Source organism: Mycobacterium interjectum, from assembly GCF_900078675.2.
In the GTDB taxonomy this organism is placed as follows: domain Bacteria; phylum Actinomycetota; class Actinomycetes; order Mycobacteriales; family Mycobacteriaceae; genus Mycobacterium; species Mycobacterium interjectum.
The window spans coordinates 2,427,714-2,443,742 of the sequence record NZ_LT546237.1 but is presented as its reverse complement, the minus strand read 5'-3'; the positions used below and the strand labels follow the sequence as shown (position 1 = coordinate 2,443,742).

The window sequence follows — 16,029 nt, the reverse complement described above, 5'->3', positions numbered from 1 at the left end:
AATCGCCACTAACTTAGCACGGGTCGTTCGTGGTTTAGGTTGATAAGCGAACCAGCCGGAGGCGCCGTGGCAAACCTTTCGTACGAGCGAGGTCCGAGCGAGCCTCCGCTGCTCGAGACGACGATCGGGGCCAACCTGGCGGCCACGGCCGCGAAGCACGCGCAGCGCGACGCTCTCGTCGACGTCGTCACGGGGCGGCGCTGGAATTACGCGGAACTGCTGGTCGCCGTGCGGCGGCTGGCGACGGGGTTGGTGCGAGCCGGGATCGGGGTGGGGGATCGGGTCGGCATCTGGGCGCCCAACCGGTGGGAGTGGGTGCTCGTCCAGTACGCGACCGCGGAGATCGGCGCCATCCTGGTGAACCTCAACCCCGCCTACCGGGCGCGGGAATTGGAATATGCGCTGACGCAATCCGGTGTCGCGATGGTGATCGCGGCCCGGCAGTTCAAGGACACGGACTACGCCGCCCTGCTGGACGAGGTGGCGCCGCGCTGCCCCGCGTTGAGCGACGTGGTGGTACTGGGCGGCGAACGCTGGGAGGAGCTGGCCCGCGCCGAGACCGACCCCGCGGCGCTGGCGCAGATCGCGGCGACCCTGGATCGCCGCGATCCGGTCAACATCCAATACACCTCGGGCACAACGGGTTACCCAAAGGCCGCGACGCTGAGCCATCGCAACATCCTCAACAACGGCTACCTGGTGGGCGAGCTGCTCGAGTACACCGCGCGCGACCGGATCTGCATCCCGGTGCCGTTTTATCACTGCTTCGGCATGGTGATGGGCAACCTGGCGGCCACCAGCCACGGCGCCTGCATCGTGATCCCGTCGCCCGGCTTCGACGCCGCCGCCACCCTGCGCGCGGTGCAGGCCGAACGGTGCACCAGCCTCTACGGCGTCCCGACGATGTTCATCGCCGAGCTCGCCCTGCCCGAATTCGACGACTACGACCTGGGCAGCCTGCGCACCGGCATCATGGCCGGCTCGCCCTGCCCGGTCGAGGTGATGCGCAAGGTGATCGAGCGCATGCACATGCCGGGCGTCTCGATCTGTTACGGCATGACGGAAACCAGCCCGGTGTCCACCCAGACGCGCAGCGACGACCCGGTGGAGCGGCGCGTCGGCACCGTCGGCAGGGCGGGTCCGCATCTGGAGGTCAAGGTGGTGGACCCGGCCGGCGCCAGGACCGTGCCGCGCGGGGTGGCCGGAGAGTTCTGCACGCGGGGCTACTCGGTGATGGCGGGCTATTGGAACGACCCCGAGCGGACGGCCGAGGTCATCGACGCCGACGGCTGGATGCACACCGGCGATCTGGCCGTCATGGACCAGTGCGGCTACGTCCAGATCACCGGCCGGATCAAGGATCTGATCGTCCGCGGTGGCGAGAACATCTCCCCGCGCGAGATCGAGGAGTTTCTGCACACCCACCCCGATATCGTCGACGTCCAGGTGATCGGGGTGCCCGACGCGCGCTACGGCGAGGAGGTCATGGCGGTGGTCATGCTGCGCGGCGCGTCGCCGGCGCTGACCCTCGAGGGCCTGCGGGAGTTCTGCGCCGGTCGGATCGCGCACTTCAAGATTCCGCGCTACCTGCGGATCGTCGACGAATTCCCGATGACGGTCACCGGCAAGGTCCGCAAGACCGAGATGCGCGAGCAAGCACTCCAGTACCTGCATGACCAGGACTGAGCGCCGCCGGCGCCCTGGACTCGGCGGTGTGGGCGATGGTATTCTCGGCCCAGTTAATCAAGATTAACTGAAATTGGAGGCTGCTGCGGCGATGGACAAGGTGGTGGCGACAGCCGCCGAAGCGGTCGCCGACATAGCCGACGGGTCGTCTTTGGCGGTCGGGGGATTCGGGTTCTGCGGCATCCCCGAGGCGCTGATCGCGGCGCTGGTCGACAGCGGCGCCCGCGACCTCGAGACGGTGTCCAACAACTGCGGCGGCTACGGGGTCGGGCTGGAAGCGCTGTTGCACCACAAGCGAATTCGCCGCGCCATCGCGTCGTACGTCGGTGACAACAAGGAGTTCGCCCGTCAGTTCCTCGCCGGTGAACTCGAGGTGGAGCTCACCCCGCAGGGCACGTTGGCGGAGCGGCTGCGCGCCGGTGGAGCGGGGATCCCGGCGTTCTACACGCCCGCGGGGGTCGGCACCCCGGTCGCCGACGGCGGGCTGCCGTGGCGCTACGACGCCTCCGGTGCGGTGGCGGTGATGTCGCCCCCGAAGGAGACCCGCGAGTTCGACGGCGTGACCTACGTTCTCGAGCGCGCGATCCGCACCGATTTCGCGCTGGTGCATGCCTGGAAGGGCGACCGGCACGGCAACCTCGTCTACCGGGCGGCCGCCGCCAACTTCAATCCCGATTGCGCGACCGCCGGCAGGATCACCATCGCCGAGGTCGAGCACCTCGTCGAGCCCGGCGAGATCGACCCGGCCGCGGTGCACACCCCGGGCGTTTTCGTGCACCGGGTCGTCCACGTGCCCGATCCCGCCAAGCCGATCGAGAAGGTCACGGTGCGCCCGTGAGCTGGACGAGGGATGGCCTGGCCGCCCGGGTGGCCGCCGAATTCGAGGACGGCCAATACGTCAACCTCGGCATCGGCATGCCCACCCTGATCCCCAACCACATCCCCGACGACGTCACCGTTGTCGTCCACTCGGAGAACGGGATACTCGGTGTCGGGCCGTATCCGCGGTCCGAGGACGTCGACGCGGACCTGATCAACGCTGGCAAGGAGACGGTCACGACGATGCCGGGCGCGGCGTTCTTCGGCTCCTCGGCCTCGTTCGGGATCATTCGCGGCGGGCACCTCGACGTCGCGGTCCTTGGGGCCATGCAGGTTTCGGCCACCGGCGACCTCGCCAACTGGATGATCCCGGGGAAGATGGTCAAGGGCATGGGCGGAGCGATGGACCTGGTGCACGGCGCCCGTAAGGTGATCGTGATGATGGAGCACACCGCGCGCGACGGCACGCCGAAAGTGGTTGCGCGGTGCACCCTTCCGCTGACCGGCGTGGGCTGTGTCAACCGCATCATCACCGACCTCGCCGTCATCGACGTGTGTCACGACGGCCTGCACCTCGTCGAGACGGCCCCGGATGTCTCCGTCGACGAGGTGCTGGCCAAAACCGAACCGCCCCTTGCGCTGACCGGGAGGCACACATGAGCACCGCCATCAGGACCGCGCCGTCGTTCGCCGATGAGCACCGGCGACTGGTCGCCGAGTTGAACGCCAAGCTGGCCGCCGCGGCGTTGGGCGGCAACGAGCGCGCGCGGGAACGCCACGTCAGCCGCGGCAAGCTGCTGCCCCGCGAGCGGGTGGATCGACTGCTCGACCCGGGCAGCCCGTTCTTGGAGCTGTCCCCGCTGGCCGCGGGCGGCATGTACGAGGACGAGTCGCCGGGGGCCGGGATCATCACCGGAATCGGCCGCGTGTCGGGGCGCGAGTGCGTGATCGTCGCCAACGACGCGACCGTCAAGGGCGGCACCTACTACCCGATGACGGTCAAGAAGCACCTGCGCGCCCAGGAGGTGGCGCTGCAGAACCGGCTGCCGTGCATCTACCTGGTGGACTCCGGGGGCGCCTTTTTGCCGCGCCAGGACGAGGTCTTCCCCGACCGCGAGCATTTCGGGCGGATCTTCTACAACCAGGCGACCATGAGCGCCAGGGAAATCCCGCAGGTGGCCGCGGTTCTCGGCTCGTGCACGGCCGGGGGCGCCTATGTGCCGGCGATGAGCGACGAGGCCGTCATCGTCCGCGAGCAGGGCACCATCTTTCTGGGCGGCCCGCCGCTGGTCAAAGCCGCCACCGGCGAGATCGTCTCGGCCGAGGATCTCGGCGGCGGCGACCTGCATTCGCGGGTTTCCGGCGTCACCGACCACCTCGCCGACGACGACGAGGACGCGCTGCGCATCGTCCGCTCGATCACGGCCACCTTCGGTCCCCGTGATCCCTCCCAATGGGAGGTGCAGCCCTCGATCGAGCCCAAGCACGCGCAGTCCGAGCTCTACGACGTCGTGCCGCCGGATCCGCGCGTCCCCTACGACGTGCACGAGGTCGTCGTGCGGCTGGTCGACGGCAGCGAATTCCGCGAATTCAAGGCCAACTACGGCAAGACGCTGGTGACCGCCTTCGCCCGCATCCACGGTCATCCCGTCGGCATCGTGGCCAACAACGGCGTGCTGTTCAGCGAATCGGCTTTGAAGGGCGCGCATTTCATCGAGCTGTGTGACAAGCGCAGGATCCCGCTGCTGTTCTTGCAGAACATCGCCGGGTTCATGGTCGGCCGCGACTACGAGGCGGGCGGCATCGCCAAGCATGGCGCCAAGATGGTCACGGCGGTGGCCTGCGCGCGGGTGCCCAAGCTGACCGTCGTGATCGGCGGATCCTATGGCGCGGGCAACTATTCGATGTGCGGGCGGGCGTATTCCCCGCGCTTCCTGTGGATGTGGCCCAACGCCCGGATCTCGGTGATGGGCGGCGAACAGGCCGCGTCGGTGCTGGCGACCGTGCGCGGCGAGCAGCTGACCGCGGCCGGCAAGCCGTGGTCAGCCGACGAAGAGGAGGCGTTCAAGGCGCCCATCCGCCAGCAGTATGAGGACCAGGGCAATCCGTACTACTCCACGGCGCGGCTGTGGGACGACGGCATCATCGACCCGGCCGACACCAGAACGATTCTGGGCCTGGCCCTTTCGGCGTGCGCCCACGCGCCGCTGGAACCGGTCTCCTACGGCGTATTTCGGATGTGAGGCGATGTTCGACACCGTATTAGTGGCCAACCGCGGCGAGATCGCCGTGCGGGTGATCCGCACCCTGCGCCGCCTGGGCATCCGATCGGTCGCCGTCTACAGCGACCCCGACGCCACCGCGCGCCACGTGCTCGAGGCCGACACGGCCGTGCGCCTGGGCCCCGCTGCGGCGCGCGAGAGCTACCTCGACATCGACAAGGTCATCGATGCTGCGACACGCACCGGATCCCAGGCGATTCACCCGGGCTACGGATTCCTCTCGGAGAACGCGCATTTCGCCGCGGCCTGCGAACGCGCCGGCGTGGTGTTCCTGGGACCGCCGGCGCGGGCGATCGAGGTGATGGGCGACAAAATTACCGCCAAGAACGCCGTCGCCGCCTTCGACGTCCCGGTGGTGCCGGGCGCGGCCAAGCCCGGGCTGACCGACGACGACCTCGTCGCGGCGGCCGACGAGATCGGCTACCCGGTGTTGATCAAGCCGTCGGCCGGCGGCGGCGGCAAGGGCATGCGGCTGGTGGACGACCCGGCGCGGCTGCGCGAGGCGCTGGTCAGCGCCCGCCGCGAGGCCGGCTCCTCGTTCGGCGACGACACGCTGTTCCTGGAGCGGTTTGTGTTGCGGCCCAGGCACATCGAGGTGCAGGTGCTCGCCGACGCCCACGGCAACGTGGTCCACCTGGGCGAGCGCGAGTGCAGCCTGCAGCGCCGCCACCAGAAGGTCATCGAGGAGGCGCCCTCGCCGCTGCTCGACGCCGAGACGCGCGCAAGGATCGGCGCCGCCGCCTGCAACACCGCCCGCAGCGTCGACTATGTCGGCGCCGGCACGGTGGAGTTCATCGTCTCCGCGGATCGTCCCGACGAGTTCTTCTTCATGGAGATGAACACCCGCCTGCAGGTGGAACATCCGGTCACCGAAGCGGTCACCGGCCTGGACCTGGTGGAGTGGCAGCTGCGGGTCGCGGCCGGTGAAAAGCTCGGATTCGCCCAGGACGACGTCGAATTGCGCGGGCATGCGATCGAGGCCCGCGTCTACGCCGAAGACCCGGCACGCGGGTTCCTGCCCACCGGCGGGCGGGTGCTGCAAGTGTTCGAACCGTCCGGCGCCGGTGTGCGGGTGGACTCGTCGCTGCTGGCCGGCACGCTGGTCGGCAGCGACTACGATCCGATGCTGAGCAAGGTGATCGCCCACGGGGACGATCGCGACGACGCTCTTGCGAAACTCGATCGGGCGCTGGCGCAAACGGTGATCCTGGGCGTGCAAACCAACGTCGAATTCCTGCGGTTCCTGCTCGCCGACGAGCGCGTGCGCGCCGGCGACCTGGACACCGCGCTGCTGGACGAGCGGCTGGCGGATTTCGCGCCGATGCCGGCACCCGACGACGTGCTCGCCGCCGGCGGCCTCTACCGCCAGGGGGCCCTGGCGGGGCGCGCTCTCGGCGACCCGTGGGCGGCGCCGAGCGGATGGCGGGTCGGCGGTCGCGCCGCCCCGGTGCGCACCGACATGCAGACTCCGCTGCGCAGCGAAACGGTGTCGGTGTGGGGGCCGCCCGACGCGGCCAGGGTGCAGGTCGGAGGCGGTGAGATCGGCTCCGTCAGCGCGGAACTCGACGGCGCGCGGATGAGCGTGACGCTGGACGGCCTGCGCCGCGAATACTGGTGGGCCGAGGCCGACCGGCACCTGTGGATCGCCGACGAGCGGGGAACCTGGCACCTGCGCGAGGCCGAGGAACACAAGATCCACCGGGGGACGGGGGCGCGCCAGGCCGAGATCGTCAGCCCGATGCCCGGCAACGTGATCGCCGTCCAGGCCGAATCCGGCGCCGAGGTCTCCGAAGGCGACGTGGTGGTGGTCGTCGAGGCGATGAAAATGGAACATTCGCTGGCCGCACCGGTTTCGGGGCGGGTGGAGGTGCTGGTCTCCGTCGGCGACCAGGTGACGGTGGACCAGGTGCTGGCCCGGCTGAGTGAAGAAAGCAAGGACGAGACATGACGACATCCATCACCGCGGGGACGCTGCCCAAGGAATACGAGGACCTTCGCGACACGGTGGCCGACTTCGCGCGCACCGTCGTCGCGCCGGTGTCGGCCAAACACGATGAGGAGCACAGCTTCCCGTACGAGGTCGTCGCCAAGATGGCCGAGATGGGCCTGTTCGGGCTGCCCTTCCCCGAGGAGTACGGCGGCATGGGCGGCGACTACTTCGCGCTGGCGCTCGCGCTCGAGGAGCTCGGCAAGGTCGACCAGTCGGTGGCGATCACGCTGGAGGCCGGCGTCGGCCTGGGCGCGATGCCGATCTACCGGTTCGGCACCGAGGAGCAGAAGCAGAAATGGCTGCCGGACCTCACCGCCGGCCGGGCGCTCGCCGCATTCGGGCTCACCGAACCGGGGGCCGGTTCGGACGCGGGCGCCACCCGCACCACCGCGCGCCTCGACGACGGCGAATGGGTGATCAACGGCACCAAGCAATTCATCACTAATTCCGGCACCGACATCACCTCACTGGTCACGGTCACCGCGGTCACCGGAAGCCTCGCGGGCGACAAGAAGGAGATCTCGACGATCATCGTGCCCAGTGGCACACCGGGTTTCACCGTCGAACCGGTCTACAACAAGGTCGGCTGGAACGCGTCGGACACCCACCCGCTGACCTTCGCCGACGCCCGCGTCCCCGAGGAGAACCTGCTGGGCGCCCGCGGGACCGGCTACGCGAACTTCCTGTCCATCCTCGACGAGGGCCGCATCGCGATCGCCGCGCTGGCGACGGGGGTCGCGCAGGGCTGCGTCGACGAAAGCGTCAAGTACGCCAAGGAACGTCAGTCGTTCGGCCAGCCGATCGGCTCCTACCAGGCGATCAGCTTCAAGATCGCCCGGATGGAGGCACGCGCGCACGTGGCCCGCACCGCGTACTACGAGGCCGCCGCGAAGATGTTGGCGGGCAAGCCCTTCAAGAAGGAGGCGGCGATCGCCAAGATGGTGTCCTCCGAGGCCGCGATGGACAACGCCCGCGACGCCACCCAGATCCACGGCGGCTACGGCTTCATGAACGAGTATCCGGTGGCGCGCCACTACCGCGACAGCAAGATCCTGGAGATCGGGGAAGGGACCACCGAGGTGCAACTGATGCTCATCGCGCGATCGCTGGGACTCTCGTGACCGGCAAGGCGGTTATCCAGCGCGGCTTGTGGTTTGAGGAGTTCGAGGTCGGCACGACCTATCTGCACCGGCCCGGCCGCACGGTCACCGAGGCCGACAACGTGTTGTTCACCACGCTGACGATGAACACCCAGTCGCTGCACCTCGACGCGGCGTGGGCCGCGCAGCAGCCGGGATTTCGGGGCGAGCGGCTGGTGAACTCGATGTTCACCCTCTCCACGCTGGTGGGATTGTCGGTGGCGCAGCTGACGCTCGGCACCATCGTCGCCAACCTCGGCTTTTCCGAGGTGTCGTTCCCCAAGCCCGTCTTCCACGGCGACACCCTGTACGCCGAGACCGTGTGCACGGACAAGCGCGAGTCGAAGAGCCGGCCGGGCGAAGGCATCGTCACCCTCGAGCACACCGGCCGCAACCAGCACGGCGACGTGGTGGCGCGCGCGGTGCGGACCACGCTGGTGCAGAAGCGGCCCGCCTCGCAAACAAGCCCAGAGGAGTCGTGATGGACCTGCGCGCCGCCGGGCCTGGCTGGCTGTTCTGCCCGGCCGACCGCCCCGAGCGTTTCGCCAAGGCCGCCGCGGCCGCCGACGTGGTGATCCTCGACCTCGAGGACGGCGTGGCCGAGGCGGACAAGCCCGCCGCCCGCAAGGCGCTGCGGGAGACGCCGCTTGATCCCGAGCGCACCGTGGTGCGGATCAACGCGGCGGACACCGACGAGCACGCCCGCGACCTGGAGGCCCTGGCCGACACAACGTATACGACGGTGATGCTCTCCAAGACCGAATCGGCCGCGCAGGTGAGCGCGCTGGCCCCCCGCGACGTCGTCGCGCTGATCGAGACCCCGCGCGGCGCGGTGTTCGTCGCCGAAATCGCCGCGGCCGAGGGCACCGCCGCCCTGATGTGGGGCGCCGAGGACCTGGTCGCCACGCTCGGCGGCAGCTCCAGCCGGCTGGCCGACGGCACCTACCGCGACGTCGCCCGCCACGTCCGATCGGCGACGCTGCTCGCGGCGGCGGCGTTCGACCGCNGTTCTGGTGCCCACGCGCGAGCACCTTGATCGCCTCGGCGTCGGCGCTGTCCCCAGCGATCGGGCGATGATTGTGGCGGTCGGTGCGCACCAGGTCGGCCAGCAGTTTGGCATCGCCGGCATCGGATTTAGTTCCGGAGACATGGTGGCGGTCGCGGTAGCGAGCGACCGCCAGCGGGTTGACCGCATACACCTGGTAACCGGCCGCGACCAGCGCGTTGACCCATAAACCTCGATCGGTTTCGATGCCGATCACGACCTGTCGGGGGTCTTGGGCGTGGGTGGCCACGATGTCGTGCAATCCGCGGATGCCGGGGACCCCTTCTGGCAGCCGGCGCGAGGCCAGCCGGGTGCCGTTGTCGTCCATCACGTGGATGTCGTGATGATCTTCGGCCCAATCGTCGCCGACGAAGATCATCGATCACCTCCTCTGCCGAAACGGGTGGAACCTGTTCGAGCCCAAGGCAACCCGGCGGCGACCTAATGGATCAGTGCTCGAATCGGCACGACACCCCATCAGCGCTATGGGAAGCCTCACCAACCGGCCGGGGCACGGTCTAGCCGTAGGAATCGAACATCACTCCAGGGCGCGGAAGTGCTCACCGACCGGCGGCTCGGCGACCAGCGTCCCGCTACCGGATCACTATCCGTTCGAGGCTCGCCGATCAACTCCCATTAGGGCGCGACACGTTTTCGCCTCGGCCGTGATCAACGCGGCGTCTTCGCATTTGGGCGCATAATGGGGGATACGCCAGTCTCGCGCTGAGCGACTTTCGGGTAGCTGGCGATCGCCAAGGAGGCGGTATGGCGGATGTGTCTCAGACGCCGATGACCGTCGACCTCGATCCGGTGCAACTGATCGCCGCCGACGGCACGCCCACATCCGAAAGCCGTTACGGCCGGGGCCTTCCGCCGGAGACCCTGTGCTGGCTCTACGAGATGATGGTGATCACCCGCGAGCTGGACACCGAGTTCGTCAACCTGAAGCGCCAGGGGCAATTGGCGCTGTTCGCGTCCTGCCGTGGGCAGGAAGCCGCCCAGGTCGGGGCCGCCGCCTGCCTGCGCAAGACGGACTGGCTGTTTCCCCAATACCGAGAGCTGGGCGCGTATCTGGTGCGCGGCATTCCGCCCGGGCACGTCGGGGCGGCGTGGCGCGGGACGTGGCACGGCGGAGTGGACTTCACCAAGAAATGCTGCGCCCCGATGTCGATTCCGATCGGCACGCAGACCCTGCACGCCGTCGGCGCGGCGATGGCCGCGCAACGCCTGGGCGAGGATTCGGTGACGGTGGCCTTCCTCGGCGACGGCGCCACCAGTGAGGGCGACGTGCACGAGGCGCTGAACTTCGCGGCGGTGTTCGTCGCGCCGTGCGTGTTCTATGTGCAGAACAACCAGTGGGCGATCTCGGTGCCGGTGTCCAAACAGACCGCCGCACCTTCCCTCGCGCACAAGGCGATTGGCTACGGAATGCCCGGGATCCGGGTGGACGGCAACGACGTGCTGGCGTGCTACGCGGTGATGGCCGAGGCCGCCGCTCGCGCCCGCGACGGGCGCGGTCCGACGTTGATCGAGGCGGTCACCTACCGGCTCGGCCCGCACACCACCTCCGACGATCCGAGCCGTTACCGGACGCAGGACGAAGTGGACCGGTGGGCGGCCCTGGACCCGATCCCGCGCTACCGCGCCTACCTGCAGGCGCAGGGGCTGTGGTCGGAACGGCTGGAGGAGCGCATCGCCGCGCGGGCGAAGCGGATGCGGGCCGAATTGCGCGACGCGGTGTTCGACGCGCCCGACTTCGACGTCGACGAGGTGTTCACCACGGTGTACGCCGAGATCACGCCCGGGTTGCAGGCGCAGCGCCAGCAGCTGCTGGCCGAGCTGGGGCGGCTCGAATGACCCAGCTCGAAGACCGCCCGGCGACGCCGGTTCGCGACGCGCCCGTCGCACAACCGTTGACCATGGTGCAGGCGCTCAACCGCGCGCTGCACGACGCGATGGCCGCCGATGATCGCGTCCTGGTGTTCGGAGAGGACGTCTCGGTCGAGGGCGGGGTGTTCCGGGTCACCGAGGGCCTGGCCGAAACGTTCGGTGAGGCACGGTGTTTCGACACGCCGCTGGCCGAATCCGCCATCATCGGCATCGCGGTCGGCCTGGCGCTGCGCGGCTTCGTGCCGGTGCCCGAGATTCAGTTCGATGGATTCTCCTACCCCGCCTTCGATCAGGTGGTCAGCCATTTGGCGAAGTACCGCACCCGCACCCGGGGCGAGATCAACATGCCGGTCACCGTTCGGATCCCGTCGTTCGGGGGAATCGGTGCGGCCGAACATCATTCGGATTCCACCGAGTCCTATTGGGCGCACACCGCCGGTCTGAAGGTGGTGGTGCCGTCCAGCCCGGCCGACGCCTACTGGCTGCTTCGTCACTCCATCGCCTGCCCCGACCCGGTGATGTACCTGGAGCCGAAGCGGCGCTACCAGAGGCGCGGCGCGGTCGACACCGCGCGTCCCGAACCGCCCATCGGGCAGGCCATGGTGCGCCGGCCCGGCCGCGACGTCACCGTCGTGACGTACGGCAGCCTGGTGAACACCGCCGTCGCCGCCGCGGAACAGGCGCAGCACCAACGGGATTGGAGCCTGGAGGTCATCGACCTGCGGTCGCTGGTCCCGCTGGACTTCGACACCGTCGCCGCCTCGATTCACCGGACCGGCCGCTGCGTGGTGCTGCACGAGGGGCCGCGCAGCCTGGGCTACGGGGCCGGCCTGGCCGCGCGCATCCAGGAGGAGATGTTCTACGAGTTGGAGGCGCCGGTGTTGCGCGCCTGCGGTTTTGACACGCCATACCCGCCGGCGCGGTTGGAGGGGTTGTGGTTGCCGGGGCCCGACCGGCTGCTGGACTGCGTCGAGCGCGCGCTGGGGATGCCATGACCAGCGACGACCGGGCGATGTCGTTCCGGGTTCCCGATCTCGGCGAGGGGCTCGAAGAGGTGACGGTGTCGTGCTGGTATGTCGAGGTCGGCACCGACGTCGAGCTCAACCAGGTGTTGTGTTCGGTGGAGACGGCCAAGGCCGAGGTGGAGATCCCGAGCCCGTATGCCGGGCGGATCGTCGAAACCAACGGCGCCGAAGGCGATGTGCTCAAGGTCGGTGCGGTGCTGGTCCGCATCGACACCACACCCGGCCTGGCCATCGTGCCCACGCTGGTCGGCTACGGCGCCGACGCGGGCATCGACGCCAGCCGGCGGACCGGCCGTCCGCTCGCCGCCCCGCCGGTGCGCAAGCTGGCCAAGGAGCTTGCGGTCGATCTCGCCTCGCTGCGGCGCGACCGGGACGAGGTGATCACCCGCGCGGACGTGTTGGCGGCCGCTCACGGCACGGCGGACGACGTTAGGCCGGTCCGCGGCGTGCACGCCAGGATGGCGGAGAAGATGGCACTGTCGCACCGGGAGATCCCGGCCGCGAAAGCCGGCGTCGACGTGGATTGCACCGCGCTGCTGCGATTGAGCGAACGTGCCGCGGACCCTGACATCACGCCGTTTGCGCTCACGCTTCGGCTGCTCGTTATCGCCCTGAGCCACAACACGATTCTCAACTCGACATGGGTCGACTCGCCCGAAGGCCCACAGGTGCACGTCCATCGGGGTGTGCATCTGGGGTTCGGTGTGGCCACCGAACGCGGGCTGCTGGTGCCGGTGATCGCCGACACGCAGAAGATGACCACGCGCGAGTTGTCCTGCCGGACGGCCGAATTGATCAAAGGCGCGCGCCAGGGCACCCTGACGCCGGTCGAACTGACGGGCTCGACGTTCACCGTGTCGAACTTCGGGGCGCTTGGGTTGGACGACGGAGTACCGGCGATCAACCATCCGGAGGCGGCCATCCTGGGCATGGGAGCGATCAGGCCGCGCCCAGTGGTCATCGGCGGCGAGGTTGCCGTCCGGTCGACGATGGCGCTGACGTGCGTGTTCGATCACCGCGTCGCGGACGGCGCCCAGGTGGCCCGGTTCGTCTGCGAGCTGAGGGATCTGATCGAGTCGCCCGAGACCGCCCTGCTGGATCTGTAGGCGTCAGGAGATGAAGCCTGGTTGATCCGGATCTGGTCGGTTTCGGTGTCCCGGCGGGTGGCCGCGGGCCGGCGCGATGTAGGTGTTCCGTCGGCGCAATTTTGATTGTTGAAAGTGTCCGGTCCCCATTGACCATGTTGGTGTGCCCCAGGTCCGCCTCACCGCGATTTGGCGCCGGTTCTCGGTGGCATTGGTGCAGGTCAGCGAGGGCGGTCGCGTGGTTGCTGTCGCGCCGGAGGCGGCGACGGGGGAGAATCGTTTCTTCGCGTTGATCTGCGCCACTGCGGCGCAGCGCGAAGGCATAGGGCGGGGAGGCGCCATGAAGACACCGGCAGCGGCGGCGATCGCGATCGGCATCACATTTGCGGCAACGCCGTTCGCCAAGGCCGACGACCCATGGATCGCGATGGCGATATCGGACTCCACAGGCCAGATCCAGGTCGCCGGAGGAACCAGCCAAGGCGACGCAGAAAAAAATGTGATGTCGGCGTGCCGCAAGACAATCAGCGACTGTCGCCTGTTGGCCAGCGGGCAAGGCGGTTGCGTCGCCATCGCCATGCCTCCCGCGCACACCAAATACTTCGGCGGTTGGGGTCCCACACGTGGCGACGCGGAGGCGGCCGCAGCCGCCAACTCCGGAGGAGGAACGGTCCTGAAAGACCACACCCACTGCGCGGGTGATCCCGCGAGCTAACGGCCGGCGCAGTGCTCGCCGAGACATAAGCGACGGCGACGCCGACGGCGCGTCGCGTGCATGGTGGCAGTGTCGCGCTCAGCTCGTATCTAACGCCGTTGCGCCGCGGCCAATCTGCTTGCGAATTCCGGTGATTGGATGGAGGACGCCTGCGGGCCGAGCTCCGTGCGCATGGCGAGGTCGTGTTGTTCGGTGTCCACCGACCCCGGGTTGATCGTGGCGCGCATCGTCGCCTTGGTCGCCAGCACCACCTCGCGGGGAGCGGCCGCGGGACCGGCGGCAAGCTCGAACGCCGCGGCGACGGGGTCGTCGGCGACGCTGAGCGCCAACCCGTGCCCCACGGCCGATTCGGCGTCGAAGCGCATCCCGAACAGCAGGGCCGCGCGTGCGACCTGAGGACCCACCGCGCGTTGCAGCATCCATGTCGCGCCCCCGCCGGGATGGAGCCCCAGCTTTTGGAAACGGGCGTCGAACAACGCGCCGGGCCCCGCGATGCGCACGTCCGCCGCCAGCGCCAGGTTGAGGCCCGCGCCGACGGCCGCCCCGTTGACCGCGGCGATCGTGGGCAGCCGGCAATTGCCGACGGCCATGAAGCCGTCGTAGATGCGCCGCAGCCCGGTTTCCGCCGCGCCGCTACCGGCGGCGCCCAGGGCGCTGAGGTCGGCGCCGGCGCAAAACGCCTTGCCCGCGCCGGTGACCACGACGGCGTGCACCTCGGGATCGGATTCCGCCCGCTCCACGGCCTCGCGCAGCCGCGCCGACATCTCGTCGGTGAACGCGTTGCGCCGATCCGGGTCGTTGACGGTGACGAGCGCGACGCGAGCGTCGACGCGGTACAGGACGGGGTCGGACTCGCTCATCCGGGTAACGGTACTTGGCGCGCTCACCGGCCCAAACGCCCGCCAAGGATCCATTGAGAATCCCTCAAGCCCTCCTGCCGAAGCTCAGTTCACGAGCAGATCGATGCGGCAACTGACGGGAGGAGCGCTTATGCGCACCACGGCGGAGAAGAAAGCGAACACGAAACTCGGATTCCTCCGGTTGGCGATGGTCTCATCGGCCACCGCGATGATCATCGCGATCGGTATGGCAGTCGCCTACTTCAACCTTCCGGCCGCGGGCCACCCGTGCTCCGTGCGGAACGCCACGGCCCGCGACGCCGCCGGGCGCACGATGTGGTGCAATCCGGGGGCCGGCGGCGAGGGCGTCGTCTGGCAGTACGCAGCGGGCTCGTAGTAGCGGGTCCTAGACGGTGAAGTCGATCCGCACCGACACCGGGGTCGTTTCCAGTGCCTTGACCATCCTGGCCGCGAGTCGTCCGAACTTGCGGGCGCGCGCGACGACGTCGTCGTCCGGCCTGAATGTCGCGACCCCGGCGCGCCACTGATTGCTCTGTCGCATACGGACTTTCGGGTTGTCGGTGATGTTTCTACCCCACCCCGAGCGGGTGCCGTGCTGGCAGATCACCCACGCGCCGCCGTCGTCGAATTGAGCCGACACCGGGACCCGGCGTGCCTGGCCGGTCTTGCGGCCGACGGTTTCCAGCTCGGTGGCCATGGTGGTGCGCACCCCGAGTGCGCTCAACCCCTTCACGGCCGGGTTGAGCAGATAGCGCCCGATCGCACGTTCCCTGCGGAACTTTCGCAGCGTCTTTTGCTCGTTGGTGCTCCTCATGGCCTCAGGCTAGTAGACCGATTGGTATAGTTCAACCCTGGAACGCGACGAAAGGCGGCGAATATGTCGGCGCGGGATGCCCTCATCGCCAGTGTCACGGGATTGGTGCGACGGCGGGGTGTGGCCGGAACCGGCCTCAATGCGCTGCTGGAGGACAGCGGAGTCGCCCGCCGAACCGTCTACCTGAACTTTCCCGGCGGCAAAGCGGAGCTCATCGCCGAAGCCACCCGCCTGGCGGGACAGGAGCTGACCGCGGTGATCCGGTCAGCGGACGACGGGGGCGACCCCGCCCAGGCGGTCCAAACCTTCATCGATGAATGGAAGGCGCAGCTGAGTGGGACGCAGATGCAAGCGGGCTGCCCGATCGTCGCAGCGATCCTCGGTCGGCATGATGCGCCGGCGGCCGCCCAGGCGGCCCGTGGGGCCGTTGATCAGTGGCAGACGATCCTCACCGACCGGCTGGTCAAGTCGGGTGCCGATGGTGACAGCGCTCGCTCGCTGGCGACATTGACCGTCGCCGCCATCGAAGGCGCCGTCCTCCTTGCGCTCGCGACCCAGTCGACGGCCGCGCTCGACGATGTCGGGCGTCACCTGATCGAGGTCATCAACCTCCACCTTCCGGACCGGTAACCCTTGTACTGCAAGGTGTTTGATGTCGAATGAACGCATCCTTCCCACA

Annotated in this window: 15 protein-coding genes and 2 pseudogenes; 14 read left to right on the top strand and 3 right to left on the bottom strand. The window is 68.8% G+C overall.

The window, feature by feature from the left end:
* The first annotated feature begins 42 nt into the window (after positions 1–42).
* From BN4348_RS46045 to BN4348_RS46010, 8 genes and pseudogenes are all read left to right on the top strand, one after another.
* On the top strand, positions 43–1,686 hold the full coding sequence (locus tag BN4348_RS46045; protein ID WP_084454265.1) for an AMP-binding protein: 1,644 nt from the start codon (positions 43–45) through the stop codon (positions 1,684–1,686).
* Between the two features lie 91 nt (positions 1,687–1,777).
* Positions 1,778–2,524 carry a CoA transferase subunit A gene (locus BN4348_RS46040; protein WP_066914312.1) on the top strand — a complete coding sequence of 249 codons (747 nt, stop codon included), beginning with the start codon at positions 1,778–1,780 and terminating at the stop codon, positions 2,522–2,524.
* Positions 2,521–3,165, top strand: a complete 645-nt coding sequence (locus BN4348_RS46035; protein WP_066914310.1) for a 3-oxoacid CoA-transferase subunit B — start codon at positions 2,521–2,523, stop codon at positions 3,163–3,165. Before BN4348_RS46040 ends, BN4348_RS46035 begins: the two co-directional genes overlap by 4 nt.
* Positions 3,162–4,748: a carboxyl transferase domain-containing protein gene (locus BN4348_RS46030; protein ID WP_066914308.1), complete on the top strand. Its 1,587-nt coding sequence runs from the start codon at positions 3,162–3,164 to the stop codon at positions 4,746–4,748. Before BN4348_RS46035 ends, BN4348_RS46030 begins: the two co-directional genes overlap by 4 nt.
* Before the next feature lie 4 nt (positions 4,749–4,752).
* The gene (locus tag BN4348_RS46025) at positions 4,753–6,735 is read left to right on the top strand and encodes an acetyl/propionyl/methylcrotonyl-CoA carboxylase subunit alpha (protein WP_066914305.1); all 1,983 of its coding nucleotides are present in this window, start codon (positions 4,753–4,755) and stop codon (positions 6,733–6,735) included.
* Positions 6,732–7,898, top strand: a complete 1,167-nt coding sequence (locus BN4348_RS46020; RefSeq protein ID WP_066914303.1) for an acyl-CoA dehydrogenase family protein — start codon at positions 6,732–6,734, stop codon at positions 7,896–7,898. Before BN4348_RS46025 ends, BN4348_RS46020 begins: the two co-directional genes overlap by 4 nt.
* Complete coding sequence (locus tag BN4348_RS46015) at positions 7,880–8,398, top strand: MaoC family dehydratase (protein ID WP_096866162.1); 519 nt, start codon at positions 7,880–7,882, stop codon at positions 8,396–8,398. Before BN4348_RS46020 ends, BN4348_RS46015 begins: the two co-directional genes overlap by 19 nt.
* Positions 8,398–8,922, top strand: a pseudogene (locus tag BN4348_RS46010) (HpcH/HpaI aldolase/citrate lyase family protein); the annotation flags it as partial. The gene BN4348_RS46015 and the pseudogene BN4348_RS46010, both read left to right, overlap by 1 nt.
* Position 8,923: 1 nt before the next feature.
* On the opposite strand, the pseudogene BN4348_RS46005 reads toward BN4348_RS46010, so the two are convergent.
* Positions 8,924–9,340, bottom strand: a pseudogene (locus tag BN4348_RS46005) (IS110 family transposase); the annotation flags it as partial.
* 386 nt (positions 9,341–9,726) lie between these two features.
* On the opposite strand from BN4348_RS46005, the gene pdhA reads away from it, so the two are divergent.
* The 4 genes from pdhA to BN4348_RS45985 all read left to right on the top strand — a co-directional run bounded on the left by pdhA (position 9,727) and on the right by BN4348_RS45985 (position 13,676).
* A complete protein-coding gene (gene pdhA / locus BN4348_RS46000) occupies positions 9,727–10,818 on the top strand; it encodes a pyruvate dehydrogenase (acetyl-transferring) E1 component subunit alpha (protein ID WP_066914299.1) in 1,092 nt (363 codons plus the stop codon).
* On the top strand, positions 10,815–11,846 hold the full coding sequence (gene bkdB, locus BN4348_RS45995; RefSeq protein WP_066914298.1) for a 3-methyl-2-oxobutanoate dehydrogenase subunit beta: 1,032 nt from the start codon (positions 10,815–10,817) through the stop codon (positions 11,844–11,846). The genes pdhA and bkdB overlap by 4 nt, the downstream gene beginning before the upstream one ends.
* Entirely contained in the window at positions 11,843–12,982 is a 1,140-nt protein-coding gene (locus BN4348_RS45990) for a dihydrolipoamide acetyltransferase family protein (protein ID WP_066914296.1), read from the top strand. The genes bkdB and BN4348_RS45990 overlap by 4 nt, the downstream gene beginning before the upstream one ends.
* Before the next feature lie 193 nt (positions 12,983–13,175).
* On the top strand, positions 13,176–13,676 hold the full coding sequence (locus tag BN4348_RS45985; protein WP_235852765.1) for a DUF4189 domain-containing protein: 501 nt from the start codon (positions 13,176–13,178) through the stop codon (positions 13,674–13,676).
* 89 nt (positions 13,677–13,765) lie between these two features.
* Here the strand turns inward: BN4348_RS45985 and BN4348_RS45980 are convergent, their stop codons facing one another.
* Positions 13,766–14,536, bottom strand: coding sequence for an enoyl-CoA hydratase (locus BN4348_RS45980; protein WP_066914294.1), 771 nt, complete (start codon positions 14,534–14,536; stop codon positions 13,766–13,768).
* 130 nt (positions 14,537–14,666) lie between these two features.
* Between BN4348_RS45980 and BN4348_RS45975 the strand changes: the two genes are divergently transcribed.
* Complete coding sequence (locus tag BN4348_RS45975) at positions 14,667–14,912, top strand: hypothetical protein (RefSeq protein WP_066914292.1); 246 nt, start codon at positions 14,667–14,669, stop codon at positions 14,910–14,912.
* A gap of 9 nt (positions 14,913–14,921) precedes the next feature.
* Here the strand turns inward: BN4348_RS45975 and BN4348_RS45970 are convergent, their stop codons facing one another.
* Positions 14,922–15,350, bottom strand: coding sequence for a nitroreductase family deazaflavin-dependent oxidoreductase (locus BN4348_RS45970; protein WP_066914290.1), 429 nt, complete (start codon positions 15,348–15,350; stop codon positions 14,922–14,924).
* Between the two features lie 63 nt (positions 15,351–15,413).
* Between BN4348_RS45970 and BN4348_RS45965 the strand changes: the two genes are divergently transcribed.
* Complete coding sequence (locus BN4348_RS45965) at positions 15,414–15,980, top strand: TetR/AcrR family transcriptional regulator (RefSeq protein ID WP_066914288.1); 567 nt, start codon at positions 15,414–15,416, stop codon at positions 15,978–15,980.
* Positions 15,981–16,029: the final 49 nt, after the last annotated feature.